This window comes from Streptomyces sp. NPDC032126 (assembly GCF_055580085.1).
In genome coordinates this window covers 24801-50975 of record NZ_JBVIMA010000014.1, presented here as the reverse complement: position 1 = coordinate 50975, position 26175 = coordinate 24801, and the positions used below count along the sequence as shown (strand labels likewise).

Below are 26175 nucleotides of genomic sequence, written 5' to 3'. Positions count from 1 at the left end.
ACGTATCGTGCGGCAGGCCGCGCTGCCATTGCGCTTCGGCGGCTGCCGGAGGGCGCGGGCACGTTGGCCTGGTCGGGCCGCGATGAGTCATGCCGTGGGCGCGGCGGCCGCTGTCGCGGAAGCGGACCTCACGCAGGACCTCGGCAGCGATCTGACGGAGGTCGTCGTTGCCCCGCGCAGGCACCGGCCGGGGAGCGGTGTGTGACCGCTCATCCGCCGTACGAGGTGGGGGAGGTGCGGTGTGATGAGGCGCGTACTGCTCGGGGCTTCAGCCGGGGCAGGAGGTTGGGGGTGTGCCTCGGTGATGGCCCTGTGGCTTCAAGGACCTCCGATGAACAAGCGGGCTGGGGTGGCAATGCGTTCATGGAACCGGAGCGCCGTGACGACGTCGCTGCTGGTGTTGGGTGTGTTGGGTTGGTTGCCTGGTGGTGCGGTGGATTTTGAGGGCTGCCCTGTTTCTGCCGTGGGCTGAAGGTGGGCTGCTGCTGTGATGACGGCGAGGAGTAGTCCGGTGGAGCGATTGCTGAGGATACGGGCGGCTGTGGTGAGGCGATGGTGTTCGGCGACCGGAAGGGACAGCGCCACGCAGCGGGCTTGCCCGGGCAGCGGCAGAGAGACCGCAGCGCATACTTCGTTGTCGGAGTACTCCATCACGTCGAAGTGGGAGCCGGTGGGGCCGTGTGTGTCGAGTGTTTGGAAGAGGGCCTTGTGGTCGGTGATGGTTCTGGCGGTGAGGGAGATCGGGCGCCAGCGTGACAGGTGCTCTCTTCTTGCTTCGGACGTCAACTGGGACAGGATGCTCTTGCCGACCGCGCTGGCGTGGGCGCATTCCCTGAACGAAACGTATTCGTCGACCTTTGGGGCGTCGGCCGTGTAGGAGGCGTGGGTGACGGTGAGATCGCCGTCGGTATAGGCGCTGACGTACACCGCGGCGCCCGTGTCCTCGCGCAGCCGGTCGAGGAGCTGCTGGAGGACGTCTTCACCGCGGTCGATCGCCTGCATCAGGGGGCCAGGGGCATACGTGCCGTCGGGCAGGACGGTGGTGAGGCTGTTCTCACTCAGCCAGGCCATCAGCTCGGCGGCCGCCGCCGTGGTGACGCTGGCCGCGCGGGCGGCATCGGCGTTGGTGACGGCCGCGCCCGAGTCGTGGACGAGGTGGAGGACATCCAGCACTCGCAGGGCAGACTCCCATTCCCCAGGCCGGTGTTCGGACCTTGGAGCCGGGGCGGACGGGGTCCACAATCCCTGGGGCGGCGCCCATAACCCGGTCGTGGGGCCGGCCGCCAGCAGCATCGTATGACCCGTGTCGCAGTAGGGGCGCGCAGGCGACGTGTCTGGCGGCAGCGTCTGCGCCGCCCAATCCGCCCCCGCCACCGGCGCAGAAGCCGGATCGGGACGAGCCCCAGGGCTGCCCCCGGAGTCGGCGGTGTGTCCTTGTGCTGCTTCGATCCCGCACCCCGCAGAGCCACGTGGGGCCGACTGCCGCTCCACGCCCTGCCGAGCCGGCGGCATAGTGCCTGGGACGGCCACCGTCTCACCTTGCCCCGATGTCGGGATGACCGGCAGGTGCTGGCCAGGATCAGGAGGGGGAACCGCCCGGAGTCCCAGGGCTGCATGAACCTCGTCGAAGAACTCCGGATCCTCCACCGCAGCCAGGCCGTCACCAGCGGTCGATGCCGGGCGGTCCGCCGCACTCAGCAGCCGGCCCGCATCGCCGTGTCCGTGCCGGGCCGCCTCCGCGACCAGGAACCGTACGTTCTCGCGTCGGTCTGCGCCTGCGCGGGAGGCGAGGGCCGCCATCCTGAACAGCGCCCCGGGGTGCCCGGCCTCGGCAGCCGCACCGAGACAGTCAGCGGCTCGCAGCAGCTCTCCTCGCAGCAGGGCCTTCGTTCCCAGCCGGTAAAGGGAGTTGACACGCTGTGCCTCATCGCCGCTGAGCGCATAGAGGGCCGTAAGAGGCCCGAAGTCCCCATCGGGCCTGTCCCAGAAGTCTCGTCCGGCGAGACGGGCCAGCAATTCCGCGAGCCCGGCCGGGACCACCTGCTTTGGGTGCCCAGCCCCGCTGCTGCGGTCGTCGTACCTGCCCACATCGGTCACCTGTTCCCCTGCTTTCCTTGCTGCCGCTTCTTCTGCTGCCCGTCCCGAATATGCCCAGCGAGGGTGCGCCTCAGCTGCATGACTGCCTTATTGCGCAGGTTGTGAAGGCGGGCCGGAGGGATTCCGAGCAGCGCCGAAATCTCGGCGTCGCTCATTCCGCGGCTCTGCAGATCAACCACTCGCTTGCGCTGGCTGGCCGGCATTTGCGCGATCGCCGGAATCACGAGCTCGTTCAAAACCCGTCGATCCTCATCGACCAGATCACGCTGTCGCGGCACCGTGGTGTCCAAGACCCCGGCGCTGCCCTGCTGCGCCAGGCGTCCGCTCGCCCCCCGTCTTTTGCGCAGCACGTCGACGGCGAGGTTGCGGGACGCCTGCCGCAGGTAGGCGGTCACATTCGTCTCGGGCGCCAGCTCTCCTCTGTCAGCCTTGCGCCCCACCTGCAGGAAAGCCTCCTGCACGATGTCCTGGCATGTGGCCAGCGACAGTGTCCGGTACGCCCGCTGCAGAGCAGCGGGCTGCGTCTTCACGAATGCCTGATACGCATCCAGCAGGCGCTGGCCGACATCTCCGCTCACCGCGACGGCTTTGCCCGACAGCCCGTCGCTTACCACGCTCCGCGCTCCGAATCGGGCGCCGCGTCCTCGGTTGCGGCCTGGGCAGTGAGCTCGACCCGTACTACCACGACGCCACTCGCGTACGGGGCATTGACCTGCACGACGGGGTCACCCCCGGCCTGGGCATCCCGGACCTGGGGCTGTAACACAGCGTCGCGTCGTCCGGCCTCGCAGCCGGCAGATTTCTGCCGCCATACGCGCACCAGGGCGCCCAGCGCGTGCACCGCGCTCACGGCGGCCGGGAGATACCCGGTCCACTCCAAGAACGGCGTCATGTAAGTGGCTCTCCATCCGTCGGACAGGGACGCGCTCCGCGTCTCGCCCACCAGACGCGCCCGCGGCCGCGAATCTCCCCCGCCGTACCCGCAGTTCACTCAAGCTAGTGACAAGTGGAACGCCTGCTCGACAACTTGAGGTGCGGGATGGGGCCTGCCGGGCGGACACCCGGCCACGGCGAGACGCAGCCGACGGTGGAGCGGCTGCACTTTCGAGTTCAGAACGTGGCATGCCGACATACGCCGATTGCGGCAGAGCCCAGGAGCTCAGTGGGCGGCCGCATCCACCCGCCCATCGGCGGACACGGGCTGGCCAAGGCGAACCTCAGGGCCTGCGAGCCGTTGTAGAGGGGGAGAGGCACCTGGAACGGGCAGCCGAGTCCCGCACGGAGGCGGATATCGCCTTTCACGAGACCATGCGGTCGCCCGCCGGGCTCGGTCGGCAACGACTGGCGGCGCGCGGCCGAGGTACATGCAATCAGTGGGCCGTGGAGGGAGCGAATGAGCGGCAGGGCGGACGTACACGCGGTGCTGGAGCTGGTGCACGACCAGCAGCAGTTGGCTGCGCACGGCTGGAGCGTGGATGGGCCGCAATCGCCGTTGCGGCGCGAGGCCTTGGGCCGGGTGCATGCCCTTGGGCTCGTGGAGAGCGCCGACGTGCTGATGAGAGCGACGCTGTCCGCACTGGAGCAGCGCCCCGTGCGGTGGGCGGTCCGCCTTGCCCCAAGCGGTCACGACCTACTCCTCTACACCCGCAGCCGACCCGTCCCGGGCGGGGGAGAACCACTGCCGGGCCACCGGCTGGTTGAGCTCGTGCCCTCGCAGATGGACGCCTTGCGTGTATTGACCCAACTCGCTGCTCAGCTGCGGGTTGGGCTGGAGGAGGGCATGGTCGAGCAGGTACGCACGGCGGTGTTCGACCGGGGTGTGCAGCGGTGGCGGCTGTATCTGACCCCGATGCAGATGGCCTGCGTGGCGTACGGGTTCTGGCTGCATGAGCTGGCGGGGTCGGCGGCGGAGGCCCGCCGCTTCGCTCGCGACTACGACATTCAGTACGACCCTGCCAGCCCAGGCTTGCCAGGGCAGCCGTGACGGGCTGGTGTTTGCGCCGCGAGAAGCTGAGTCGTCCAGCGGGCTGCCGGGCCCCGGCGGTGTCAGCCCGTGCCGGGCACACCCGTGACGCCGATACGCAGTGTCCTGCGTATCGGGCTGGTGCCTCCGCCTCGGCGGTGGCCCGGTCGTCCCGCAGGGGAGGGTGCCTCTGCCGCTGCAGGACCTGCAGATCGTCTTGGCTCCGATCCGGCTGGTGTGGGAGCGCTTGGAGCATTCGGCCGCAAGCTGGTGGAGGCCGCGACCCGCATTGAGTTGGTCAAGGTAGCGGGTTTCGCGTGCCGGGAAGCCGCGCCGGAGATCCGTGCCGACCCCCTCGCCCGGCGCCTGGACGAGCAGTTGCGGTTGGGAGCGCCGATCACGAGCCCTGTGGGCTGGCTGGTCAGCCGTGCGCTGCCGCAGCGTCAGGAGTGCGGCGACCGGCGGTGTGACGTGGGCACGCTGCTGGACTCGGTCCGGCACTGCCTGCGGTGCGAGGGCCGGCGCGTCGGCAGCCGTGCCCGACGCCAAGTGGTCACGGCTGCCGTGCAGGCCGCGCTGCCGTATGCCACGCCAGAGAGCGCCGTGCGGCGGCCAGCTGGCAGTTGCACGAGACCGTGACCGCCCAGCCGTGGGCCCGCGAGCACCGCTGGGAGCAGGAGCGCGCCCGCAAGGCGGCGGCCACCAAGGCCCGCGCCGCCGTCGTGGCCGCGCGCTCCGCCCTCGCCGCACCGGCCGCCCTGCAGGCCCTGGCCGTGCTGCCGCTCCCGGCCCGGCACCTGCGCCGGAGCTCGCGCACGTCGTCGACCGGGAGCTGGTCCTCGAGGACCTGACCCGCGAGCAGGCCCGGGTCTGGCGCACCCGCGTCGCGCAGGACCACGAGATCCTGTTTGCGCACATCGACCGGTATGGCGATGTATCGGCCAGGAGGTGCAGTCGGGGGTGTTTACCCCGATCGGGGCGTCGGTCGGCTGAAGGCGCCTGGCTGGCGCCCGGCCAGGCGGCTGCTCATGAGCATGGTCATGGACCACAGCACCATGGCCTCGTGCATGGCGGGCAGTGTCTCGTAGTCACGCACCAGGCGGCGCGAGCGCATCAGCCAGCTCAGGGTTCACTCCACCACCCACCTGGGCGGCAGCACCACGAATCCGCTGGTGGAGTCGGTGCGTTTGACGATCTCAAGGGTGAGCTGGAGTTTCTCGGCCGCCCAGTCGACGAGCCGACCCGCATAACCGCCGTCCGCCCAGACGAGACGGATGGAGAAGTACATGGTGCCCAGCCGCCCGAGCAGCGGGACGGCGGCGTCGCGATCGTGCACGCTCGCCGCACTCACCGCGACGGCCAGGACCAGGCCGAGACAGTCCACGACCAGGTGCCGCTTGCGGTCTCCCACCCCTTCTTCCCGCCGTCCCACCCGGACGTTGAGCGCGGGGTGTTCGTCGCCGTCCGCAGTGACTGCGAGTCCACGATGGCGGCCGTCGGGTCCGGCGAACGGCCCTCCTTCTGGCGGACCTTGTCGCGCAGCCGGTCGTGGAGCTCTGTGAGCAGGCCCGTCACCTGCCAGCGTCGGGCGAACGCGTGCGCGCGCCGGTACGGCGGGCAGTCACAGGGCAGGTTGACCCACTTGACGCCGTTGTCGACGACATAGCGGACCGCATCCAGCGTGGTCGCCTGCTGGGAGAGGAAGGTCTGGCTGCGGGAGATGTCCGAGAGACGGACCCAGGCGGAGAGGCTGAACGACTTGGTCGTAGGACCAGGTGGTGGTCGGTGCGGCCGGTGACGACCACGCCGGACAGGCGGCGGTCGATGGTCGAGGGCGGGGTGTAGGTGCCCTTGCGCCGACCGGGCGTAGGTCAGCACCACGCAGCCGTCCTCGCCCTTCACGCCATTCGTGGCGGGCAAGTTCGGGAGCCCAGTTCCCCCGGTCCAGTACCTGCCGGGGACGTGCGGTTCTGCCTGCCCGATCCGACGGGTCGCGAGCGGTGGCTGCGGCTGGACGAGATCCCGCTGCCGCCGAGTGCGCCGGCCGCCTGGCCCCGGTCGTAGACGGTGAACCCGGGCGGGGAATTTGTCATGGGCATCAAGCGGGTCGCGGTCACCGGCAAGCACGGCGAGAGCGGCCAGGGGCCCGGGCGGGGGCCGTCACGCTTCCCGCCCGGGCTCCTGAGTCCGATGGGCCTGCCGGTGGTCTACCGGGTCAGGCGCAGGTGCCAGCCGTCGGCCCCGCGGGCGAGGGCGGGGATGTAGGTCTCGGGCGCGGGGCGGCCGGCGTCCTCCCAGGCGGTCAGCCAGTCGCGCAGGACGGCGAGGGATGGGGAGTCGGGGCGGTCGGCGAGGATCGTGCCGTCCTGCTGGAGGACGGCGGCCGTCGTCGCAGTGGAGTGGCCGATGGCCCACAGGTCCGGGGTGAGGCCGGCCATGGTGAGCTGCGGGTCGGCCTGGGCGGCGGTGAAGGTCCGCCAGGCCGGCCAGTCGAGTTCGAGTTCGTCTGCGTCATACGGCTCGGTGTGGGCGTCCTTGAGGAGGCGGGCGAGCGCGGTGCGGGCGCCGGTGTGGAGGCGGTCGTCGCGGCCGCGCCAAGCGATGGAGATCCACGACGGTGCGGGGGTGCGGTTCTCCCAGTCCACCCACCGGCCGGGCAGGTCGAGGTTGTCCTTCGGGGAGCCGGTCGTCTCGATGTACCCGCCGGTGAACACCTCCTCCACCACCGGCTCGGTGTCGTGCACGCGGACCTTCGCGACCACGGTCATGTTGGGGACGGTCGCGATCGGCAGCGGGGCGACGATCAGGCCGCCGTCGATGACCTGGTCCACCCACGTTTTCGGCAGCAGAGGCGGGGTGCACCAGGCCACCATCCGGTCGTAGGGGGCCTTGTCCGCGAAGCCGGCGGTGCCGTCGGCGACGTGGCAGCGGATGTGGTCGAGGCCGCGCTCGTGGTGGATGAGGTTCGCCCAGCGCACGAGGTAGGCGTCGATGTCGAGGCTGGTCACCGCGCCGGTGGGGCCGACGAGTTCGGCGAGCAGGGCGCCGGAGTAGCCGGAGCCGGTGCCGAACTCGGCGACGTTCATGCCCGCCTGGACGTCGAGGGTGGTGAGCTCGCGGTGGATGACGGCCGGGTTGGAGCGGTGCGGGGTGGCGCCGCGGCCGTCGTGGTGGGTGTAGTGGCGTTCGGGGACGGTCGTGGCGGCGTCGGAGACGGCGGTCACTGCTCACTCCTTCGAGGGGCTACGGGCACTCGTATGCGAGAACTGCTCCGGGCGGGTGAAGGACACGCGCCCGGCGGTTCGTTGGCGGGTCAGATGGTCAGGGCGGTGTGGTGGTGCCATCCGGCGGCGGTGTACTCGCCGACGGGGCCGTGGCCGGGCAGGTCGGCCCAGGCGTGGTACTCGACCGGCGGCGGGGCGAACCGGGCCCCCAGGCGCCAGTCGAGGCGGCGGCCGAGCAGGGCGGCGGCGAGGACGGCACCGAGAGAGGTCTCCATGCAGGCGGCCCGCCCGGGCCACCAGCGGGCGGTGTGCCGTACGGCGCCGACGAGGGCCTCGGCCCGGGCCGCGTCCAGCTCGCGCCGGCCCAGGCGGCGGGCGAGACGGGCGGCCCGGACCGTGTGCCGGAACGGCAGCCGGAGCAGGACCAGGGCGAGAGCGAGCCCGGCCGCGGCTGCCAGGCGTTCGGAGAAGGTGCCGGTCCGGACGGTGGAGTACGCCTCCATGCTGGTCACGAGGGCCACCTCCACCGGCGGCAGTGCGTCCGGGCCGGCGCCTGGCCGTCGTGGGCGAGGCCCTGGGCGGCCAGGGCCTCGGCGACCGTGCGGACGTCGGCGGTGGCCTGCCCGGCGTTGATGCCGTACCGCTCGGAGTACTGGCCGGCGGCCTCCTCCTGGGTGGTGGAGGCGAGCAGGAGCATCACCGCGGCCGACGCGGTCGGCGTCAGGTAGGCCCAGCGGCCGGTCCGTTCGTTGAGGATCGCGCCGCCCTCGTCGGTGAGCACGGGGTGGGTACCTTCACGCAGCCGCCACATGGCCGCTCACCTCCTCCCAGCACGCCGCCCGGGCGGCGGCGTGCTGGCGCAGCCACACCTCGGCGGCCACCACCAGGTGCAGGGCGCCCTGGGCGGTGGGCTGCCCGGCCGCGGCCCGCGTGAGCGCGTCTGCGACCGGTTGCTCGGTGACCAGCCCGAGCGCCGCCAGCTGCGACGACGGCCCCAGCAGGTCCTTGAGGACGGGCGCGTTGTCGCGCAGGCCCGCGTACGCGAGGGCGTTGAATCCGCCCTTGGTCGTACGGGCGAGCACGAAGCCGGGCAGGACCCGGCTGCCGGTGAACGCCGCGTCCAGCAGCGGCTTGTAGGTGCCGGGGGCGCCGCGGTCGTCGGCGGGCACGGTGAGGCAGGCCCGGATTACCTCGTTGTCCAGGAACGGGGCGGCCAGGTCGATGCCGTGCCTGGCGAGTGCGAGCGTCCGCCACCCGGCGCTGTCTGCGCCGATCCGCGCGAGGTCCTGCCGGTCGGACCACTCGGCCAGCCGGGCCGGGGCGTCGGTGAGCGCGCCTGCGGCCTCGTCCACGGCGGAGGCGAGCATCAGCCGGGCGCTGTGGGTCATCCAGTCCGCAGAGGCGAGCAGCGGCGTCCAGGCGAGCGGGCGCTGGGCTTGGGGAATCCAGTCCCGGGCCGGGCCCCGTAGTTCGGCGGCCGTCTGCCACCAGGCGCCGGCCAGGTCGACCTTGGAGGCCGGGCGGACCCTGGGCACTGGGCGCGAAGATCTTCCCGAGGGTCGCCAAGGTGTTCAGGTCGTGGAACTCCCAGCGTACGAAGCGGTGTGGCTCGGGCAGAGAGAGTTCACCGTCCCAGCGGGAGATGCGGACCACGGCGGTGACGCGGCGTACATCCAGGCGGTCGTCGTGCAGCACGGTGATGACGTGAGCGTCGTCCACGCGGGCCGTCAGTCCGGTCTCCTCGTTCAGCTCCCGCACCGCGGCCGCTGGTGCGGCCTCGTCTGTCTCGATGCGGCCGCCCGGTAGCTCCCACATGCCTCGGGTGGAGCGACCCAGCAGGACCCGGCCGAACGTATCGGTGACCACCACTGCGGCACCGAAGACGGCCTGCGGCTCGGGCCGCAGCTTCTCCTCCGCGCTGAATCCGGCCGGTCCGCGCAGGACCAGCACCGCCAGGCCCTCCGCGTCGAACTGCTCGACGTCCTCGAACCCGTCGGTGAGCGCGGCTAGTTCGTTCTCGTCCAGCGCGATGTGGCGCCGCTCTTCCGGCGTGTTCTCCACGATCGGCGTGATGATGACCAGCACCCCACCCTCGCGCAGCCGGGCGGCCAGACGGCGAAGGACACGGGCGCGATCGCGGACGAACGCGATGCACAGCCGCAGCACGATCAGGTCGTAGCCGTCCTCGGCAAGAGCGGCCAGGTCGTCGCGCTCGACATCCAGGCTCAGCCAGCGCACCCCCTCCACCCCGGCGTGCTCCGCGCGGGCCCGCTCTAGCGCGCCCTCGGCGAAGTCCGCTCCGTCGACGGTGTAGCCGAGCGAGGTGAGGTAGACGGACATCTCGCCCGTTCCGCACCCTACGTCGAGCGCGCGGCCGCCCTGGGCTGCCGGGGCATGCTCGACGAGCAGGCGCTTCTCCTCGTCGCCGAGCCGCCGGAAGCCTCGCCCTTCGGTGTAGTGCTCGGACCAGTCAGTGCGGGTGAATCCCACAAGGTCGCTCCTCGTTCGTGAAAGGCGGGGTGATGGTGCGGTGTCAGGGCAGTTCGATGGGGCCGTACAGGGCGGCCGGCTGCTGGGTCTGCAGGGCCCAGTACCGGTCGCCGAACGACCAGTGCCACCACTCGGTCCCGTAGTTGATCAAGCCTGCGGTGGACAGCGCGTCGCCCAGGGTGGCCCGGTTCGTGCGAGCCCGGGCGCTCAGGTTGGGGGCGTCGGTGTAGCAGGCGCCTTCGGACTCTTCGGGGGAGGCGTTGACGCGCGTGCCCATGTCCAGCTCGCGGCCCTGGTGGTCGATCAGCGTCACGTCGACGGCCGCGCCGGCGGAGTGCGGCGCGATCTCCGGTGGTGAGACGAAGCGGCTGGCGGCCTCCCGGAGTTCGGCGGCCTGCCAGTCCGGGTGGGCGCGGCCGAGCTCGTCGGAGTACTCCTCGAAGTACCGGCGCTGCAGGGAGGGGGGCCGGTAGCCCTCGATGAACAGCAACTGCACACCGCCGGGGAGCAGCGATTGCGCCTGCTGGAGCCGCGTGAGCACGCCCTGGCGGACGTGGGCCCAGGCGCCCGCAGCGTCCTGCTTGCGGTCGTCGACCCTCAGGCCGTGCACGCGGGTGTCGAGGAGGACTTCGCCGCGCTCCTGGACAGGGATCGCGGCGACCCGCGGGTCCGACATCAAGACGATGCTGCTGGCGCTCATGCGTTCCCCCAGGTGTCGATGTATGCGGCGACGCCGGTGCGGCGGGCCTCCTCCACGGCGCGCAGCCGCACGAAGTCGCGGGCCGGCATCAAGGCCTCCCACTCGGCCAAGGGCAGGACGCGGGCCCCGTCGTGCTCGCGCGGATTGAGGGTGATGCCCCGGATCTGTTCATCGGTCAGGCGACCGCCGTCGAAGATCAGCTGCAGAGTGCTGTACGGACGCTGCTCCCGGGGCAGCCCGAACACGGTGGCCAGCAGCCGGGGCGGCCCCGCGGCGGTCATGCCGGTCTCTTCCCGGCACTCGCGCACCACCGCGTCCCAGGGCCGCTCGCCCAGATCCATCGCGCCACCGATCATGTGCCAGGGGTGGCCGGGGGAGTAGACGGAGTGCAGCTGCAGGGGCCGGTCGTCCTCGTCGGTGACGTAGAGGCACACGTACGCGGCCGCCCGGGGCAGTGAGTCGGCGTACTGCTGCGGCGGCACCCACGTCGAGTCCGGCTGCGCACTGGGCACAGCACTGGCACGTTGACGGTGGCGGGTCATCCGCATCAGCGCCGGGCTGCCGCTGAAGCCGAGCTCCCGGTGCAGGGGCGCAGCCTCCGGGCTGGTGTGCAGCTCGAACAGGGTGACGTCCTCGACGTCGGCGAGGTGGTCGAGGAGTGCGGATAAGACCGCCCGGGCGTAACCGCGGCGGCGGAACTCGGGCTGGGTGGCGACGATCTGTACGCGGGCCGCCCGGCCCCGGGGGTAGGCAGGGGCCGGGAGCACGGGGTGTATCAGGCCGAGGGCGCAGGCGGCCATCGTGCGGTCCGGGGCGTCGACGACGAAGGCCCGGGCGTCTCCCTCCGGCGTGAGCCGTGGCGCCAGCTCGTCCGTGCACTGCCGGACCCAGTCCTCGGCGAACGGTGCGGACAGGACGTATGCGGAGCGCATCCGGGTGACGGCTTCGGCGTCAGCGGGGGTTGCCGCGCGGACCGGCGGCCGTCCGGCGGCGTCGCGCGGCTCGGCCGCGGCAGTGGGTGCTGAGTCGGCGTTCACTGGGCGTCTCCTGTTGGTGAGAGGGCGGCACAGTGCTCGGCGCGCAGCCGGGCCAGGGTCCGCCGGCCGCGTTCGACCAGCTCGGGGTCACCGTGGGCGGCGCCGTAGGCGATCCCGCTCACGGAATCGAGCGCTGCGTCGATGAGGAGGCGGGCCTGTTCGGCGGCGGTCAGGGACCTGCCGTACCCGGTCAGGAACGCCTCGAGGAGGTCGTCGCGGCCAGCCCAGGCGTCGGAAAGGCGAACCAGATCCCGTACGGCCGGCCCCGGTTCGCTGCGCTCGAGGTCGATAACCGCCACGAAGACCTCACGGTCGTCCGTTTCGTCGGCGGCGTCGGGGGTGGCGAGGATGTTGCGGAGCTGGAAATCTCCGTGGGTCTCCACCCACTCCAGTGGTGGCAGGTCCTCGGCCTGCCGGACGAGCTCGCGGACGAACTCCTCATCACCCGGAAGTAGATGAGACCGCGCCCCGGCCAGGTGCCGGTCGGCCTTGGCCACGGCCGGGCCGCTGCCGGCGGGAGCGGGCCGTGGGAGAGAGGACTGGTGGATGCGGCGGGCCAGCGCCCCGATCCGGTGGAAGACCTTCCTCTCCCGCTCCGGGGCAAGGACGGCGCCGTGCAGCGGGCGGCCCGGCACCGCGGTGAGGACCACCGCCCGCAGGGTCTCGTCGGCGGCGACCAGCCGGGGGGCGGCCGCCCCCAGTCCCGGTGCCCACGTCCGTAGCCCCCGCACTTCCCTGCCGTGGAACCGCTCGCTCTGGTGCACCTTCACATACCAGGTGCCGCCCTGGACGCCGTGGACCCGCCACACCCGGCTCTCCTCGCGCGCCCATGACGTATCCGTCCACTGCGCGATCCCGCCGACCGCCCGCTCCGCAAATTCCACGACCGCAGCGTCGGGACGGGCGGCAGATGCCTGGCCGGTCACGTCCGGCACGATGAGCAGCCGGTCGGCACCGGGGTCGAAGGCGATGCTGTCGCCGGGCAGTTGGAAGTGCAGGGCGAGCCGCGCGCCGGCGCTGTAGGTGTCCAGGCCCGCACGGCAGTACGCCACCATTGGGGCGGGCAGGGCGGTAAGGGGTGCCCAGTCCATCGCGTCGCAGACGTCCGGCTCGGCAATCTCCGGCTCGCCCTTCCACCGCCGGATCTCGAAGAAGTGCCCGGTACGACTGGCGCCTCCGGGGCTGCGGTGGTGCACGGTCACGGCGGCCCGCACGTCGGCCGGGTCGATGACGACACCGGTCTCCTCCCGTGCCTCGCGGATCAGGGCGGTGACCACGTCCTCGTCCGGACCGTCCAGATGCCCCGACGGTAGGTGCCACAAGCCGGCGGCGTACACCTGCCCGGCCCGCCGGGACAGCAGAACCTGCGGCCCGTCGGCGGTCTCCCGACGCAGGATCAGGTGGACGTCCACCGGCTCGGTGTGCCGCTGCTCGCTGCTCATCGCGCTCCCTCCGGACGCCGGGCGAGCAGAATCCTGAACGTCGCTTCCTCGACCAGAGACCCGTCCACTGGGTGCGCGTGGAGAAGTGCGAGGGCTTCGTCCTCGAACGCCTGGTGCCGCCCTGCGAAGAGCTCGGGAGCGGCGAACGACGTGGTGCGCAGGTAGCCGAGCACCTCGTGCGGTGCCCAGGCGCGGGTCACCGGGAACAGGTGCTCGGTGACGTCTTTGAAGGGCGAGTCGGCGAGGTCCTCCTCGTACGAGCGGCGGGGCTCGGCGTAGGCACGGCGGGCGCCCGCCCGGCGCTCGGCGCCCAGGTAGCGCTGGATCAACTCGCGCAGCGCACGGGTCCAGTCGGCGTCGTGGGTCCACAGGCTCCCGTCGCCCATGATCGCTACTGCGGCACCTGGTGTGGCGACCCGGTCGGCCATCTCCAGGACCGCCTCACCGTTCATCCAGTGGTAGGACCGGCAGAAGGTGATCAGGTCCGGGCCGGAGTCCGGTTCGCCGGGCAGCGTCGCGAGCGGCTCGTAGGCGTCGGCCGCCGCGTGGACCAGGGTGAGGGTGCAGTGGCCGAGCACGGGGGTGAGGGCCTGCCTGGCCTGATGCAGCATCTGCGGGCTGACGTCGACCGCTTCGATGTGCGTCAGCTCAGCGCCGGCGGACAGGAGCGCGAGGGGCACCTGCCCGGTTCCAGTGCCCAGGTCGAGCAGCACCGGGGACGGCCGGCCCCGCAGCGTGCCGGCGAGCAGGCACACCGCCGCCTCCGGCAGGCCCGGGCGGTGGCGGGCGTAGGTCAACGCCGCGCCCTCGAACATGGCCTCATGCTCCGGTGCAAGGCCCGGAAGGGGCCCGTCGGGGTAGGTCACGAGGTGGCTCCCTCATCGCGCGGGTGGGAGGCGGGCAGGTGCCAGGACAGGCATCCGCACTCGGACACGGCGCGCTGCACGCCGTCCGCGTCGAAGTAGAGGCGGTAGCGGTCGGGGGAGCGTGCGGCCCGCCACCGGTCGGCGAGGTCCTGGATCTCTTTCCAGATGTCCCGCGGCCCTTGGACGGTGACGCTCCAGCGCCGGTGGCCCACCGGCTCCGCGCGCATCCAGGATCCGCAGCCAGGTGCGCCGATCGCCAGGTGCTCAGACCCGAAGTCCCGCACCAGACCGCCTCCGAGGAGATGGTCGGCCGCCAGCCAGAATCCGCGGTCGCTGTCCGCGGGCGGCGCCAGCTGGCTCCGCTGGGTCCACGTGCCCGGCTCGGTCGCCATACGGGAGGCCGCAAACGCGGCGCTGGGGTGACGCAGACCGAGGAGGACCATGCCTTCCTGTTCAAGGTAGAGGTGGACACCGACGACGTTGAGGCGGGCCTGCCCGCCGGGGCGGGCCTGCGCCGGAACCCGCGACCGTGTGGGAGCCTGGGCCTGGTGGAGGTTGATGACCTGCTCCGTCCAGGGGCACATCGTCAAGTGCGGGATGGTCTCGGCATCGAAGTGGCGGAACATGATCCCCTCCGGGCAGGGGAGATCGTTGGCGTCGCCGTCCCAGGTTCCGAGGTAGACGCGGATCTGGCCTTTGGCCCCGTCGGGGCCGACGCAGTCGACCACCGTGAACTCTTCCAGCGGGAGCTCCAGGCCAGTCTCTTCGAGCAGCTCGCGCTGTACCGCCTCGTCTGAGGACTCTGTTCCTTCGCGATTACCGCCCGGGATGCTCCACGTCCCGGGGTCGCAGATCTTCTTGTTGGCGTCGCGAAGGTGCAGCAGGTATCGGCCACGGGAGTCGACCAGCAGTGCGGCCGTTCCGCGCGGGTCTTCAGACACGGTCATCTCAGGCTCCTTGACGTGCGGATACGCAGACGGGCAATCGGCCAAGGGAGGTGAGCGTGCAGCGGCGCGGAGGCGCCCCTTGGCCGTCGTCCAGCTGGGTCGACAAACTCAACGACCTGGCGCAGATTTCGAACTGGTGTCTTTCGGTCGGGCTGAAAATGCCAGCAGTTCGGGGTTCGCACATCGTGTGGAATGCACCGACCCTTGTCGGCTCAGGGCCCCGGTTCGAAGAGTGGTTGGCCGAAACGCCGACGGTCGTGAGTCCACAGAGTCACGTCTACAAGCGGGCGACGGCCTGCCAGGAGGCTTGGATGATCTGACGGGCGGTGCGGAACATCTCGGCACCGTGGGCGCCGTCGGGGAAGCGCTCGACGACGCGGTGGTGAACGTGCTGCCGGTAGGCCAGCGCGGTCAGGCCACTGAAGACCTCCATGTCGAGCTGCTGCTGTGAGGCGAAACAGGCCAGTGCCGCCCGCTTGGCTTCAAGGAGGTCCGGGGTACCAACGAAGTACAGGTTCGGCTCGAAGTTGCGGCTGTAAGGGGAGCGGAAGTAGATCAGGTCGGCGGCCTCACGCATCGCGACGGTGCTGGCCTCCTCGCCGGTGACGGCGTGGTCGAGGTGCTGGTCGTCGGGGTAGTGGGTGTAGACGATGTCGGGGCGCTCGATCGCGAAGGCGTCGAACAGGGCCGCGTTGATTGTGCCGCGGTGGTCGGTGAACCGGGTGTCGGGTATGGGGGAGAAGGTGTAGCCGCCGATTCCGAGGATCTTTGCGGCGGCCAGGCACTCGTCACGGCGCGCAGCGCCGTCGCCGTTGTCGGCGCGCCCGACGCACAGGCAGTGGACACGGACGTGGTCGCCGGCGAGGACGTGGTCGCGGATGCGCATGCCCATGGCGAGCTCGGCGTCGTCGGGATGGGCGACGACGACCAAGACGGACCGGGGAATGGTCAACGGGACTCCTCGTTGGGGGTGATCTGCAGAGCACTGTGCAGACGGCGGCCGTCGAGGCCCTGCCAGAGGAAAGGTTCGTGTTCGTGCTGTGGCCAGCGCAGGTAGTGGAGACTGCCGACGGTGTCTGCTGGTTCGCGGCCGTTCCTGTAGGCGATCTTGGAGGTCTGGCCGCCGTCGAGGTGGAACACCGCCGCCGGGTCGTGGCCGGCCCGCTCACACAGTTTGGCGGTCTCCTGGACGGTGACGCCCTGGAATGTGGGTGCGAGCGGTGCACCGTCCAGGACGGTGAGGGTCAGATGCCGGCCGTCGAGGGCGAGCAGAGTGCGGGCGTGGCGGACGTCGGGACGGAATGGGCTCGTGCCGAGGCTCTGGTCCCAGGCGGCGGTCAGTCCGGCGGCGGCGTCGCCGGCGGACGGCCCCAGGGACAGGGCGCCGCTGACGTCGGCGGTGGCGAAGGCGTCGATGGCCGTGACGTCGACGGGCGCGCCGGGGACGAGGTGTGCGGGCCATGGCCGGTGACTGCGCAGGACGTAGGCGCCGGCGAACAGGTCGGCGCTGCCGCCGGGGTGCAGGGCGGTGATCCGCGCCCCGGTGGGGGTGGAAGCGATGGTGCAGTCGAGGACTGCAGGGTCGCGCGGCGTGGCGTTGGCGGCCGGGTCGACGTCGCGGCGGAAGCCCGTGCGGGGGTCGTCGTGGTAGCGGATGCGGCAGTTCGCCGCGCCGTACACGGTGAGGTGACCGGGCGGTGCCGGGTCCAGCGGTGGCTCCTTGGAGCCGCTCCAGGTGTGCGTGCGGCCAGCGACGGTGAGGGTGCCGGTTGCGGACAGGGTGCGTACGACCGGGCGAGCGTGGTGGATGAGGAGGGCGGGTTTGGTGACGGTGGGCAGGCTGGCGGCGTGGTGGTCGCGGACGGCGAGGTCGAGGCAGGGTTCGGCGGGCTGGTAGTCAGGGTCGTCCGAGATGTAGGCGAAGGCCCCGGAGACCGCGGCGATGACGGGGCCGGTAACGAGGCGGCGCAGGTGGAAGCCGCGCCGGGAAGAGACAGGTCGGCACAGAGTGCGGTCCAGGTCGACGGTGAGGGTGTAGGCGTTGGTGAGGCAGCCGTCGCTGAGGTCGATCGGGCGGGCGGTGAGGACGACGCCCGGTGCGAGGTGGCGGGTCCAGGTGGGGGTGGGGCGGGCGAACGGGCTCTGGTCGCGGGCCAGCGACTGGATGCTGGGCACGTGGACGCCGCGGGCGCTCAGTTCGGCGAGCGGGACCAGGTCCGGATGGTCACCGGGCGGGGCGAGGGGGACGTTCATGCCGTCACCGGTCCGGCGGCGACGTCCAGCAGGTCGGGGACGGTAAACGGCCCGGCGTCCAGCAGACAGCGCAGGGTGTGGCGTAGCCGGTCGGAGGTGGCAGGAGGGGCGGTCGCCGGGTAGGGAACGGTGCGGGCCTCCAGCCGGTACAGCAGCACTCCGGCGGTCACCGTCGCGAGGAGGCCGTCAGTGCGCCAGGGCCAGGCAGGACCGGGAAGGGTGTAGGCGTCGAGGAACGCGGCGGCGAGCGGGTGCGGGCACTCGGGCCGGGCTGCGTGGTGCAGGACCAGGTGGGCGAGCAGGTAGGCAAGATCGAACAGCGGCGCGCCCGTGTGCACGTTGTCGAGGTCGACGAACGCGGTGCGGCCCGCCCCGAGGCTGAGGTTCTTCGGGCAGGCGTCGCCGAGGATCAGCTGCCGGCCGGGCAGGGCATCCAGACGGTGGCACGCTTCGTCGAGGGCGCGGTGGCCGCAGGCGCGCAGGCAGTAGCCGTAGGCATGCTCGACACGGAAGAGGTCGTCGCCGTCGCCATCGCGCAGCGGCGGCAGGCCGGCCGTGGTGTGGTGGATGCGGGTCAGGGCGGTGCCCAGGCGCGTGCACTCCTCGAGGGTGGCGGCGCGCTGGTCGAGGTGCTCGCGCCAGGTTCGGCCGTCGGGAAAGACGTCGGTCATCACCATGGTGTGCGCGTGGGGCAGGAACGCCAGGACCTTCGGGAAGAGGTCCGGCAGTAGGCCGTGGTGGAGGGCCAGGGCACGGTGCTCGACCGAGATAAGTGCCGGGTCGGTGGCGATGTGCGCGATCCGGGCGAAGCGGCGACCGCGGACCTTGACGATGACGGTGCCGGCCTCGCCATGGAGGCGGAAGACGTGGCTGACGTTTCCGCCGGTGCACGCCTCGACGCGGGCGGGGCGTCCGATGTGCGGATGGCATGCGGCCAGAACCTGGTGCAGGTGCGGGCCGAGGACCGTTCCCAGGTCGGGTTCGGTGAGGTCAATGGCGAGCGAGTTGATCATCGCGTGGCTCCCACGGTGGCGAGGGCGCGTGCGGTCGGGGCCGGGGGCGCGGCCGGGCGGAAGTCGAGCACGACGGGGGCGGCGGGCCGGCCGGCATCGGCCCATCGCTGGGACATCGACAGGTAGGCGCCGGCCATCAGGCGCGCGGGGCGCCGGTGGTCGGCCAGGTCGGAGGCCATCTCCGTGCGGGGTATGTGTCCGGTGAGGTAGGAGAGGAACTCGGTGATGGCGCAGGTGCGTGCCGAGCGCTGGGTCGGGAGCACCGCGTTGTCGCCGCTGCCGTGGACGAGGTCGGCGAAGGCGAGCGCGCGGTGCCGCTGCCAGTCGGGGCGCAGCCGGTCGTTGCGGAAGACGTGGAGTTCGATGTGGTCGGCACCGCCTGCCGCCCGCCGGTCGACCCCGTCCTCGTCGCCGTGGAGGGTTTGTAGGACGTGCAGGTGCAGGGCCTGGAAGGGCCCTTGCTGGATGATGTGGGTTTCCTGACCGATCCGGCCGTTGCCCTTGTAGAGGCCGCCGGGCACCGGGTGAAGGGCGCTGCGCTGGGAGAAAGTGGTGTGGTTGAGGTTGTGACTGCCGAGCGTCATCACCCGTCCGCAGCTGCGGTAGGCGACGTTGAGGAACACGTCGACCTCGCCGAAGCCGGCGGTGAGCCGGTCCAGGTCCTGCCCGGTGTACGGGTTGCGGTCGGCGAAGCCGGGCAGCAGCCGGGCGTGGTCGGCGACGGTGAGCTGGGCGAGGAAGTCGGAGGGCCTGGTGCACGCGGCGTGGACCTCGATCTCGTCGATCTCCTTGCCCGGGCGCTCTCCTGCGGCCAGCCACCACGGCACGGTGTCGAAGTGGTGGTAGCCGGAGTGCGCGGCCTTGCCGTAGCCGCGGTCGAAGCCGTGGTAGCCGAGGTCGACGAATTCGTCCGGCAGCCGCCACTGGCCGTCGCCGTGGCTGGACTGGACCGAAGTGACGGGGCAGTTCGTGGCCTCGGCCACCTCGGCGATCAGCTCCCGCACCCGGCGGAAGGCGGGGTGCCAGCGGCGCTGGCTCAGCACACTGACCACCATCTGCGGATCGAGCCGCCGCGCCGCCCGGTAGGCGTCCAGCAGGGTGTCGAAGTCGTCGGCGATCGCCGCCGCGGCCGCCGGGTCGATGGACGCGCCCGGATGCACGGTCAGCGGCTTGTCCAGCAGCACCGGCAGGCCCCGCTCCATCGCCCACAGGGCGTAGGGCAGGTGCACGGACGGCTCGGTCGCCACGACGACCGCGCCGATCCGCTCCCGCGCCACCACGCCCTCCAGCACGCGCCGCACACCGTCGGGCAGGGATCGCTGGGAGACGGGGAACGGCTGGACGGGAACGACGGGCATGCGCCGCGGACGGCCCGGCGTGCCGTACTCGACTGTGGCAGTTGCCGCGTCGGGCAGGTCGGCGCCGGTGACGGTGCCAGCGAGGCCGGCGTCCTGGGCGACGGCCAGCGCGGGCAGGTGGTTGAGGCGGGTGTGCGGGCCGACCCCGACGATCAGCACGTTCACGGCACCGCTCACCGGCCCACCGCCGCGCGGCTGATCCCGGCGCCGAGCAGCGGCAGGACGCCCTCGCCGACCTCGTACGCCTCTTCCAGGTGGGGGAACCCGGACAGGATGAATTCCGTGATGCCGAGCGCCGCGTACTCGTTGATCCGGTCGGCGACCTCGCGGTGCGAGCCGACCAGCGCGGTGCCCGCGCCGCCGCGCAGCAGCCCCACGCCCGCCCACACGTTCGGCCACACCTCCAGGTCGGAGGTCCGGCCGCTGTCCCGGAAGGCCGCGTGCAGGCCGCTCTGACGGGCCTGCCCGGTGGACTGGCTGTGGGCCAGGGTGGCCTGCACCCGTGCGACGTGCTCCGGGTCGATGCCGGTCAGCAGGCGCTCGGCGGCGGCCCACGCCTGCTCGCTCGTGTCGCGGGCAACGACGTGGAACCGGATCCCGAACCGCGGTGTGCTGCGCCCGGCGTCTGCGGCCAGGGCGCGGATGCGGTCCAGCTTTGCGGCGACGTCGGTGGGCGGTTCGCCCCAGGTGAGGTAGACGTCCGCGTGCCGGGCGGCGACCGGGGCGGCCTCGGCGGAGGAGCCGCCGAAGTACACGCCGGGCCGCGGGTCAGGAGACGAGAACACGGCGGCTCCGCGTACGTCGTAGTGCGCACCGGTGAAGTCGAACGGCTCGGGGGCCCAGGCGCCGCGCAGGACGGTCAGCCACTCGTCGGTGCGCGTGTAGCGGGCGGCCTTGTCGAGGTGGTCGCTGAAGCGGGCCTGCTCGGCCGCGTCGCCTCCGGTGACGACGTTCAGCAGCAGCCGGCCCCGGGTCTGCCTCTGGAACGTCGCGGCCATCTGCGCGGCGAGCGTCGGGGATATCGAGTCCGGGCGCTGCGCGACCAGGAACTTCAGGCGCTCGGTGGCCTGGGCGAGGGCGGCGCAGGTGATCCACGGGTCTTCGTTGAATGTACCGGCGGGGGTGAGGATCGCGTCGAAGCCCATGTGCTCGGCGGCCTGCGCGACCTGGGTCATGTAGAGCAGGTCGGGGGCACGGTGACGGTCGGCGCCGGGTCCGGTTGCCGCGGTGGTGTCGTGGCCGGGCCCGTGGACCCCGCGCATCCCGGTGGTCAGGGTGCGGCCGTCGCTGCCGGTCGGCAGGAACCAGTGGAACTGCAAGCGGTTCAAGGATGTCTCCTGGGCGTCAGTCCGAGGTGAAGTCGCCGGCCGCGCGCGCGGACAGACGCGCGAGAAGAGGGCCGGAGACGGGGACGGTGCCTTTCTCGCGGGCGGCGGCTTCGAGCGCGCGACCCTGGTCGCCGGGAACGCGCCAGGTGCCGTCGGCCGCCGCTGCGGCCCGCAGCTGGTCCGCGAGGCGGGTGTTCGCGGCGGCCGCGTCCTTGTCGGGGGCGGCGAAGGCGGGGTCGAGGGCGACGAAGGCGTAGCCGGTGGTCCAGGTGGAGTCGACGTCGCGGCCCATGGGGAAGCCGAACAGAGAGCCAGTCAGGGTCTGCAGGAGCAGGGAGAGCGCGAGGCCGCGGTGGTCGCCGAAGACGATCGCGGAGGAGGCGGCGTGGGGGTCGAGGGTGGTGCGGCCCTCGGCGTCGACGAAGCACTCCTCGGGCAGAGGCCGGCCCGAGCGGCGGTGCTCCCACAGCACGCCCATCGGCGCGAGGGTGGTGCCCATGTCCGCGCTCAGGGGCTCGCCGAGCGTGGGCAGGGCGAACGAGAGGGGATTGACGCCGAGTACGGGGGTGGCGCCACCGGCCGGTGCGGCTTCGGCCCGGGAGGTGTTGGCGGCGATGCCGACCAGGCCGTGTGCGGCGATGGCCTCGGTGAAGGTGGACAGGACGCCGTAGCGCTGGGTGTTGATGACCCCGACCAGGCCGACCCCGAGACGGCGCGCCCGTTCGACGGCGGCGGTGGTCGCGAAGTCGGCGCTGAGCGGTCCGATCTCCCGGTGCGCGTCGACGACGGCGAACGCTCCGCGTTCGCGGACGATCTCGGGCGAGGACTGCCGCTCGGGGAAGAACCGGGACTCGAAGGCGAACTTCGCCAGCCCGTGGGCGGGCTTGCCGCGCAGTTCTCCGGTCAGGAAGTGATCGGCCACCCGGCAGGCCGCGCTGTCGGGTACGCCCGCGGCCGCGCAGGTCCGGGCCATCAGGTCCTCGAGTTCGGCGATCGGCACCTGCACGCTGGCCCGTTCGGCCAGCGCGGAGCCGCCGGTGGAGGTGGCTGTGTCGGACATGGTTCTCCGTTCGACGGTGGCGTTCAGAACGTGGGGAAGGGGGGGTGGTGGTTCAGGTGCGGGTGCGGAAGCGGTGCCAGGTCATGACGGAGCGCAACTGCCCCTCCCGCTCGGCGCGGCGAGCGGGAGGGCAGGTGGCGGCCTGCTCGGCGCGTCGCCGGGTGAGCGCGGTGACGAAGGTGTCGGTTGCGTCGGGGGAAGAGGAGGCCCAGCAGGGCAGCGCCCAGCTGGCCCACGCCTCGGCGTCGGCCGCTGGGGTGTCGGCGTCGATCAGCTGCGCGAGCAGGAAACCGGCGCTGAGCCACCCGGCGCCCCGCCCGGGCCACGCCCAGTCCAGCAGGCAGGCACTGCCGTCGCCCTGAACGAGGATGTTCCCCTCGTTCAAGTCGGTGTGCACGAGCCGGTCGCCGGCCAGCAGGCCGAGGTCCAAGCCCGCGCCGAGGTGCGCCCAGCGGTCCTCGGCCCGCAGTGTGGCGGCGGCGCAGGTCGGGGGTGAGAGTCATCGGGCAACTCCTGATCCGGATCGCTGCGGCAGGGGGAGGACGCGGACCCGGCTCCAGGGCCGTGCCGGGTCCGCGCGGTTCGTGCTAGGGATGGCGGGCAGCCATCCGGTCCAGGACGAGGTGGCCGCGCGCCACGAGCTCATCGCGGTTCTTGGCCAGGCCGTTGCGCAGGTAGGACACGCCTAGGCGGACGGTCAGCAGATGCAGCAGGCGGTCCTCCTCGGCCGTCAGCGGTCGGCCGTAGCCCGTGAAGTACGCCTCCCGCAGCTTCGGGCGGACGGACCAGACGGCACCGCACAGCCACACGAACTCGGAAGCGGCGACGCCGTGCGAGGCCATCGCGAAGTCGATCAGACCGTGCCCGCCGGTGGCCTCGTCGTACATCCAGTTCCGGGTCTCGTAGTCGCCGTGCCGGTAGACCAGCGGCAGCTGCTCGGCGAGACCGGGGATCTCCTTCGACGCGGCCTCGACCAGGGCGAGCCGGTCGCCGGCCAGGTGCGGGGCGACATCCTCCAGGCAGTCGGCGGCCTCGCGGGCCTTGTCCTCCATGTCGGAGCGCACCGCGGCGCGGTCCGCGTCCGTGCCGGGCTCGGACGCGTCGTGCCAGCGGCGCAGCAGCCGCCCGGCGTCCTCGTACAGGCGCAACTCGGTGTTCGTCTCCAGAGGCAGGTCCCGTACGACGCGGCCAGGCAGCGGTGTGCTGAGGATCGCGCGCAGGCCCGGGTCGCAGGCCAGCAGCCGCGGAGCCTCCGTCTCGCTCAGGTGCGCCGCGGTGAAGGCGTATCCGGCGACTTCGCGGTCGAAGTCGAGGTCGCTGGGGCTGATCTTCACGTAGGCGTGCCGGTCTCCGGCGCTCACGCGCCACACGAGGGAGGTGCTGCGTGGCCAGGAACGGTCCTCGTTCGCGTCCAGGCCGGGCAGGTGGCCGACGACCCAGTCGCGCAGCTCGGGCGGGAAGGGCTTGGAGGTCGTCATGAAGGTAGGTCTCCGATTGGGCGTGGAGGGGGTGGATTCGGTGAGGTCGTGCACGCGGGTGCCAGGGGAGCACCGCGGGTTCTGCCGGTTCAACGGCCGGATGCCGGGCGGGGTGAGGGTCAGAAGTAATCGGCGAGCCAGGGCTCCCGGTCGGCGGTGGCGGCGAGCAGGCGGGCGAGGACGGCGTCCTCCCCGCGCAGGCCCGCCATCGCGGCGGAGGCCGGGCTGCGGTAGGCGCCGGCGTACCAGAGCGCGAACTGCCCCATGGTCAGGGTGACATCGGCGGTACGGCCGCGCTGCGCACCGCCGGGGGCGAGGCGGGCGCTGCCTGCACTGATGCTCAGAGTGTGGCGGCTGAAGCCGCCGCCGTCCAGGTCGGCGAGGTCGAGCACGAACTCGTCGTCCAGGTGCTCGGGCCAGCCACGCAGCTCGACGGCGCCGGCGGGATCGAGGACGCGCAGCATCCACGGATGCCAGGCTCTGGCCGCCGCCGTGCCCACGCTCGCGAGGCGTTGTTGCAGCAGCGGGCCGGGCGGCAGTCCGGTGCGCTCGAACATCACGGTGGGGATGCGGCCGTGGTGTCGTCCAAGGAAGGCGAGCATCGCGTCGGCGGTCGGCGCGTCGGCGGCCCAGAAGTCGTGGACGACCAGCTGCTGGCCGTCAGGGGTGCGCTGCGTCGCTGTCGTCAGGACGCCGCTCGGTTCCCGCCCGTGCTCGGCGATCGCGTAGGTCTCCAGATCCGGATGCCGTTCCTGCTGCCAGGTCCCCCACCACGCGGGTCGCTGCCACGGCCCGTTCCACCGACCGGCCAGCCGGTCACGCAGGTCCGCGAGCTGCGCGGTGTCGCCGTGGGTGATCTCCATCGAGTCCGCGGCGGCCTGCTTGAGGGCAGCGGTGGGCACCGTCCAGGAGAACACCTGTGCCGGGGCCTCCCAGCCCAGCCGCCGCACGTAGCCGTTGGAGGCCGTCCACAGCGTGGCGAGGACCGCGCCCTGGTCCTGCAAGGCGTGCACCCTCTCCTGAGCGAGGTGGGCGGCGAGGCGACCGCCGCGCTCCTCCGGGGCAACACAGCCGCAGCCCATGCTCGCGGCGGGTACCGGCCTGCCGCCGAACCACTGCGGCACGATCATGCCCATGCCCCCGGCCACGACCCGGCCGCCTCGCACCGCCACCCGCCGGTCCGCGTACGCGCCCAGGCGCGTGATGTCGGGCACCGGCTGGCCGTAGGCGCGGCGGGTCAGAGCGTCGTACTCCTCCCACTGGGCGTCGTCGGCCTCGGTGAACTCCGCGTCCATGGGGGCTCCCCCTTGTTCTAGTAGCCGGTGGCGTCGCGGACGACGTCCGGGTCGGCGGGCACGAAGAAGGTGCGAGTGCCGGTGACGACCAGCTCGCCGCGCTGGTTGAACCCCTCGACCCGGCAGGTAACGATGCCCTGGTCCGGGCGGCTGCCCGAGAGGCGGGCTGACAGGACGGTGCTGCGCGCGGACAGGGTGTCGCCGACGTAGACCGGCTTCTTCCAGCTGACCTCATCCAGGGCGAGGTTTCCGGTGGTCATGCCGCTGGTGGTGCGGACCGTCATCCCGAGCACGATGTTGAGGGTGAGCATCCCGCACACCAGAACCCGCGGGTGGCCGGTACGGCGGCAGTACTCGATGTCGGAGTGGACCGGCGCTTCGTTGCCCATCAGCGCGAGGACCTGCACGTGCTCCGTCTCGGTCACCGTCCGTGCCGGCCGGTGCTCGATGACCAGGCCGGGAACGAGGTCGTCCAGGCCCAGGCCGACAACCTCGCGAATCCGACCGTCCGCGACCGGGCGGAACCCGGCCGGGGAGGACGACGGGGACTGCTGCTTCTGCATCATCAGCTCGCTTTCGTGACAGAGGTGGTGGTGACGGCTGGGCGGTGGCCCGGCTCGGCGGACGACGGCGAGGGCGGCCTCTACGAGCGGCGGTCCCACCATCACGCCGTCCGCCGTGGTGATGGCGCCGCCCGCCTGGGCCGCCGAGGAGGCCGCGTCGAGCACCGCACGAGCTGCCTCCAGCTCGCTAGGACTCGGAGCGAACGCCTGCGCGATGACATTCAGCTGGCGGGGGTGGACGGCGACCTTGCCCGCGAAGCCCAGCTCGACCGCCTCCAGGGCATCCCGGCGCAGCCCGTCCTGGTCGTCGAGAGAGAAGAAGGGCGAGTCCACGGCCGGAATTCCGGCGGCGGCGGCCGCGGTGACGAGCTGAGCGCGCGGGTACCACATCGCCCGGGACGTGAGCTGGCAGCCAGCCGCTGCCGCGTAGTCGGCGGCGCCGAACAGCACGCCCGCCAGGCCCGGGGTGCGCACGATGCCGGGCAGACCGACGACTCCCCGCGGGGACTCGATCAGCGCCCAGATCTTCGGCGCCGCCTGCGCCCCGCAGGCGGCCTGCACCACGGCCTCTATCTCGCGGCCCGCCTCGACCTTGGGCACCACGATGAGGTCCGGGCGCAGCCTCCCCTCGTCCATGGCAGCAAGGTCGCGCAGGCCCTCGGCGCCGTCCACCGCGTTGATCCGCACGCCCAGCAGCGGCCCGTCGGACCTCCGCGTCCGGGCATCGGCGAACGCCAGCACGGCGGCCCGGGCATCGGCCTTGGACCCGGTCGGCACCGAGTCCTCCAGGTCGAGCAGCACCACCTCGGCGCCGGAGCCGACTGCCGTGTCGAAACGCGCGGGCGCGATACCAGGAGTCACCAGCCAGGTCGGCCCACTGGGCTTGGCGGGGACGGGCGGCGCGGAGTTCGCCCGATCCAACGGAGGCTGCACGTCGATCTCCTCTCGAACGGTCGACTGGCCCGGTCTCGGGACATCCTTCGAGATCACGGGGGGATGCGAACGGTGGTGACGTGGGTCTGTGCCGCTCCGCGGGCCAGCGGACGAAGAGGCCGGGCAGC

General features: G+C 72.0%; 26 protein-coding genes and 1 pseudogene. 2 read left to right on the top strand and 25 right to left on the bottom strand.

Annotation, left to right across the window (positions count from 1 at the left end):
* Positions 1-318 precede the first annotated feature (318 nt).
* Entirely contained in the window at positions 319-1173 is an 855-nt protein-coding gene (locus ACZ5NW_RS35665; RefSeq protein WP_468748184.1) for an IclR family transcriptional regulator domain-containing protein, read from the bottom strand.
* A 920-nt stretch (positions 1174-2093) separates the two neighbouring features.
* A complete protein-coding gene (locus tag ACZ5NW_RS35660) occupies positions 2094-2711 on the bottom strand; it encodes an RNA polymerase sigma factor (protein ID WP_468748183.1) in 618 nt (205 codons plus the stop codon).
* Positions 2712-3490: 779 nt separating this feature from the next.
* On the opposite strand from ACZ5NW_RS35660, the gene ACZ5NW_RS35655 reads away from it, so the two are divergent.
* Positions 3491-4081 (top strand): DUF6417 family protein, encoded by a 591-nt coding sequence (locus ACZ5NW_RS35655; RefSeq protein WP_468748182.1) that lies wholly within the window; start codon positions 3491-3493, stop codon positions 4079-4081.
* Positions 4082-4695: 614 nt separating this feature from the next.
* Complete coding sequence (locus ACZ5NW_RS35650) at positions 4696-4911, top strand: hypothetical protein (RefSeq protein WP_468748181.1); 216 nt, start codon at positions 4696-4698, stop codon at positions 4909-4911.
* Positions 4912-5024: 113 nt separating this feature from the next.
* Here ACZ5NW_RS35650 and ACZ5NW_RS35645 read toward each other — a convergent pair whose 3' ends face one another.
* The 23 genes and pseudogenes from ACZ5NW_RS35645 to ACZ5NW_RS35535 all read right to left on the bottom strand — a co-directional run bounded on the left by ACZ5NW_RS35645 (position 5025) and on the right by ACZ5NW_RS35535 (position 26047).
* Entirely contained in the window at positions 5025-5174 is a 150-nt protein-coding gene (locus ACZ5NW_RS35645) for a hypothetical protein (RefSeq protein WP_468748180.1), read from the bottom strand.
* Between the two features lie 15 nt (positions 5175-5189).
* A complete protein-coding gene (locus ACZ5NW_RS35640) occupies positions 5190-5444 on the bottom strand; it encodes a transposase (protein WP_468748229.1) in 255 nt (84 codons plus the stop codon).
* Positions 5408-5980 carry a transposase gene (locus ACZ5NW_RS35635; RefSeq protein ID WP_468748179.1) on the bottom strand — a complete coding sequence of 191 codons (573 nt, stop codon included), beginning with the start codon at positions 5978-5980 and terminating at the stop codon, positions 5408-5410. Before ACZ5NW_RS35635 ends, ACZ5NW_RS35640 begins: the two co-directional genes overlap by 37 nt.
* 287 nt (positions 5981-6267) lie before the next feature.
* The gene (locus ACZ5NW_RS35630) at positions 6268-7284 is read right to left on the bottom strand and encodes a protein-L-isoaspartate O-methyltransferase family protein (protein WP_468748178.1); all 1017 of its coding nucleotides are present in this window, start codon (positions 7282-7284) and stop codon (positions 6268-6270) included.
* Positions 7285-7373: 89 nt separating this feature from the next.
* On the bottom strand, positions 7374-7787 hold the full coding sequence (locus ACZ5NW_RS35625) for a lasso peptide biosynthesis B2 protein (RefSeq protein ID WP_468748228.1): 414 nt from the start codon (positions 7785-7787) through the stop codon (positions 7374-7376).
* Between the two features lie 5 nt (positions 7788-7792).
* A complete protein-coding gene (locus tag ACZ5NW_RS35620) occupies positions 7793-8065 on the bottom strand; it encodes a PqqD family protein (protein WP_468748177.1) in 273 nt (90 codons plus the stop codon).
* A 13-nt stretch (positions 8066-8078) separates the two neighbouring features.
* Complete coding sequence (locus tag ACZ5NW_RS35615; RefSeq protein ID WP_468748176.1) at positions 8079-8819, bottom strand: asparagine synthase-related protein; 741 nt, start codon at positions 8817-8819, stop codon at positions 8079-8081.
* 88 nt (positions 8820-8907) lie between these two features.
* Positions 8908-9774: pseudogene (locus tag ACZ5NW_RS35610) on the bottom strand (bifunctional class I SAM-dependent methyltransferase/NUDIX hydrolase); the annotation flags it as partial.
* Between the two features lie 43 nt (positions 9775-9817).
* Positions 9818-10474 (bottom strand): M15 family metallopeptidase, encoded by a 657-nt coding sequence (locus ACZ5NW_RS35605; RefSeq protein ID WP_468748175.1) that lies wholly within the window; start codon positions 10472-10474, stop codon positions 9818-9820.
* Positions 10471-11511, bottom strand: a complete 1041-nt coding sequence (locus ACZ5NW_RS35600; protein ID WP_468748174.1) for a GNAT family N-acetyltransferase — start codon at positions 11509-11511, stop codon at positions 10471-10473. Before ACZ5NW_RS35600 ends, ACZ5NW_RS35605 begins: the two co-directional genes overlap by 4 nt.
* Positions 11508-12953 (bottom strand): phosphotransferase, encoded by a 1446-nt coding sequence (locus ACZ5NW_RS35595; RefSeq protein ID WP_468748173.1) that lies wholly within the window; start codon positions 12951-12953, stop codon positions 11508-11510. Before ACZ5NW_RS35595 ends, ACZ5NW_RS35600 begins: the two co-directional genes overlap by 4 nt.
* The gene (locus ACZ5NW_RS35590) at positions 12950-13819 is read right to left on the bottom strand and encodes a class I SAM-dependent methyltransferase (protein ID WP_468748172.1); all 870 of its coding nucleotides are present in this window, start codon (positions 13817-13819) and stop codon (positions 12950-12952) included. The genes ACZ5NW_RS35595 and ACZ5NW_RS35590 overlap by 4 nt, the downstream gene beginning before the upstream one ends.
* The gene (locus ACZ5NW_RS35585; RefSeq protein ID WP_468748171.1) at positions 13816-14766 is read right to left on the bottom strand and encodes an NUDIX domain-containing protein; all 951 of its coding nucleotides are present in this window, start codon (positions 14764-14766) and stop codon (positions 13816-13818) included. The genes ACZ5NW_RS35590 and ACZ5NW_RS35585 overlap by 4 nt, the downstream gene beginning before the upstream one ends.
* Positions 14767-15043: 277 nt before the next feature.
* The gene (locus tag ACZ5NW_RS35580) at positions 15044-15718 is read right to left on the bottom strand and encodes a PIG-L deacetylase family protein (RefSeq protein WP_468748170.1); all 675 of its coding nucleotides are present in this window, start codon (positions 15716-15718) and stop codon (positions 15044-15046) included.
* Positions 15715-17019 (bottom strand): phosphodiester glycosidase family protein, encoded by a 1305-nt coding sequence (locus ACZ5NW_RS35575; RefSeq protein ID WP_468748169.1) that lies wholly within the window; start codon positions 17017-17019, stop codon positions 15715-15717. The genes ACZ5NW_RS35580 and ACZ5NW_RS35575 overlap by 4 nt, the downstream gene beginning before the upstream one ends.
* Entirely contained in the window at positions 17016-18032 is a 1017-nt protein-coding gene (locus ACZ5NW_RS35570) for a phosphotransferase family protein (protein WP_468748168.1), read from the bottom strand. The genes ACZ5NW_RS35575 and ACZ5NW_RS35570 overlap by 4 nt, the downstream gene beginning before the upstream one ends.
* A complete protein-coding gene (locus ACZ5NW_RS35565; protein ID WP_468748167.1) occupies positions 18029-19567 on the bottom strand; it encodes a Gfo/Idh/MocA family oxidoreductase in 1539 nt (512 codons plus the stop codon). The genes ACZ5NW_RS35570 and ACZ5NW_RS35565 overlap by 4 nt, the downstream gene beginning before the upstream one ends.
* The gene (locus tag ACZ5NW_RS35560) at positions 19564-20652 is read right to left on the bottom strand and encodes an LLM class flavin-dependent oxidoreductase (protein ID WP_468748227.1); all 1089 of its coding nucleotides are present in this window, start codon (positions 20650-20652) and stop codon (positions 19564-19566) included. The genes ACZ5NW_RS35565 and ACZ5NW_RS35560 overlap by 4 nt, the downstream gene beginning before the upstream one ends.
* 82 nt (positions 20653-20734) lie before the next feature.
* Positions 20735-21778, bottom strand: coding sequence for an Ldh family oxidoreductase (locus ACZ5NW_RS35555; protein ID WP_468748166.1), 1044 nt, complete (start codon positions 21776-21778; stop codon positions 20735-20737).
* A 52-nt stretch (positions 21779-21830) separates the two neighbouring features.
* The gene (locus tag ACZ5NW_RS35550) at positions 21831-22208 is read right to left on the bottom strand and encodes a hypothetical protein (protein ID WP_468748165.1); all 378 of its coding nucleotides are present in this window, start codon (positions 22206-22208) and stop codon (positions 21831-21833) included.
* A 157-nt stretch (positions 22209-22365) separates the two neighbouring features.
* The gene (locus ACZ5NW_RS35545; RefSeq protein ID WP_468748164.1) at positions 22366-23256 is read right to left on the bottom strand and encodes an aminoglycoside phosphotransferase family protein; all 891 of its coding nucleotides are present in this window, start codon (positions 23254-23256) and stop codon (positions 22366-22368) included.
* Positions 23257-23375: 119 nt separating this feature from the next.
* Positions 23376-24551, bottom strand: coding sequence for a GNAT family N-acetyltransferase (locus ACZ5NW_RS35540; protein WP_468748163.1), 1176 nt, complete (start codon positions 24549-24551; stop codon positions 23376-23378).
* A gap of 17 nt (positions 24552-24568) precedes the next feature.
* A complete protein-coding gene (locus ACZ5NW_RS35535; protein ID WP_468748162.1) occupies positions 24569-26047 on the bottom strand; it encodes an aldolase/citrate lyase family protein in 1479 nt (492 codons plus the stop codon).
* Between the last annotated feature and the right edge of the window lie 128 nt (positions 26048-26175).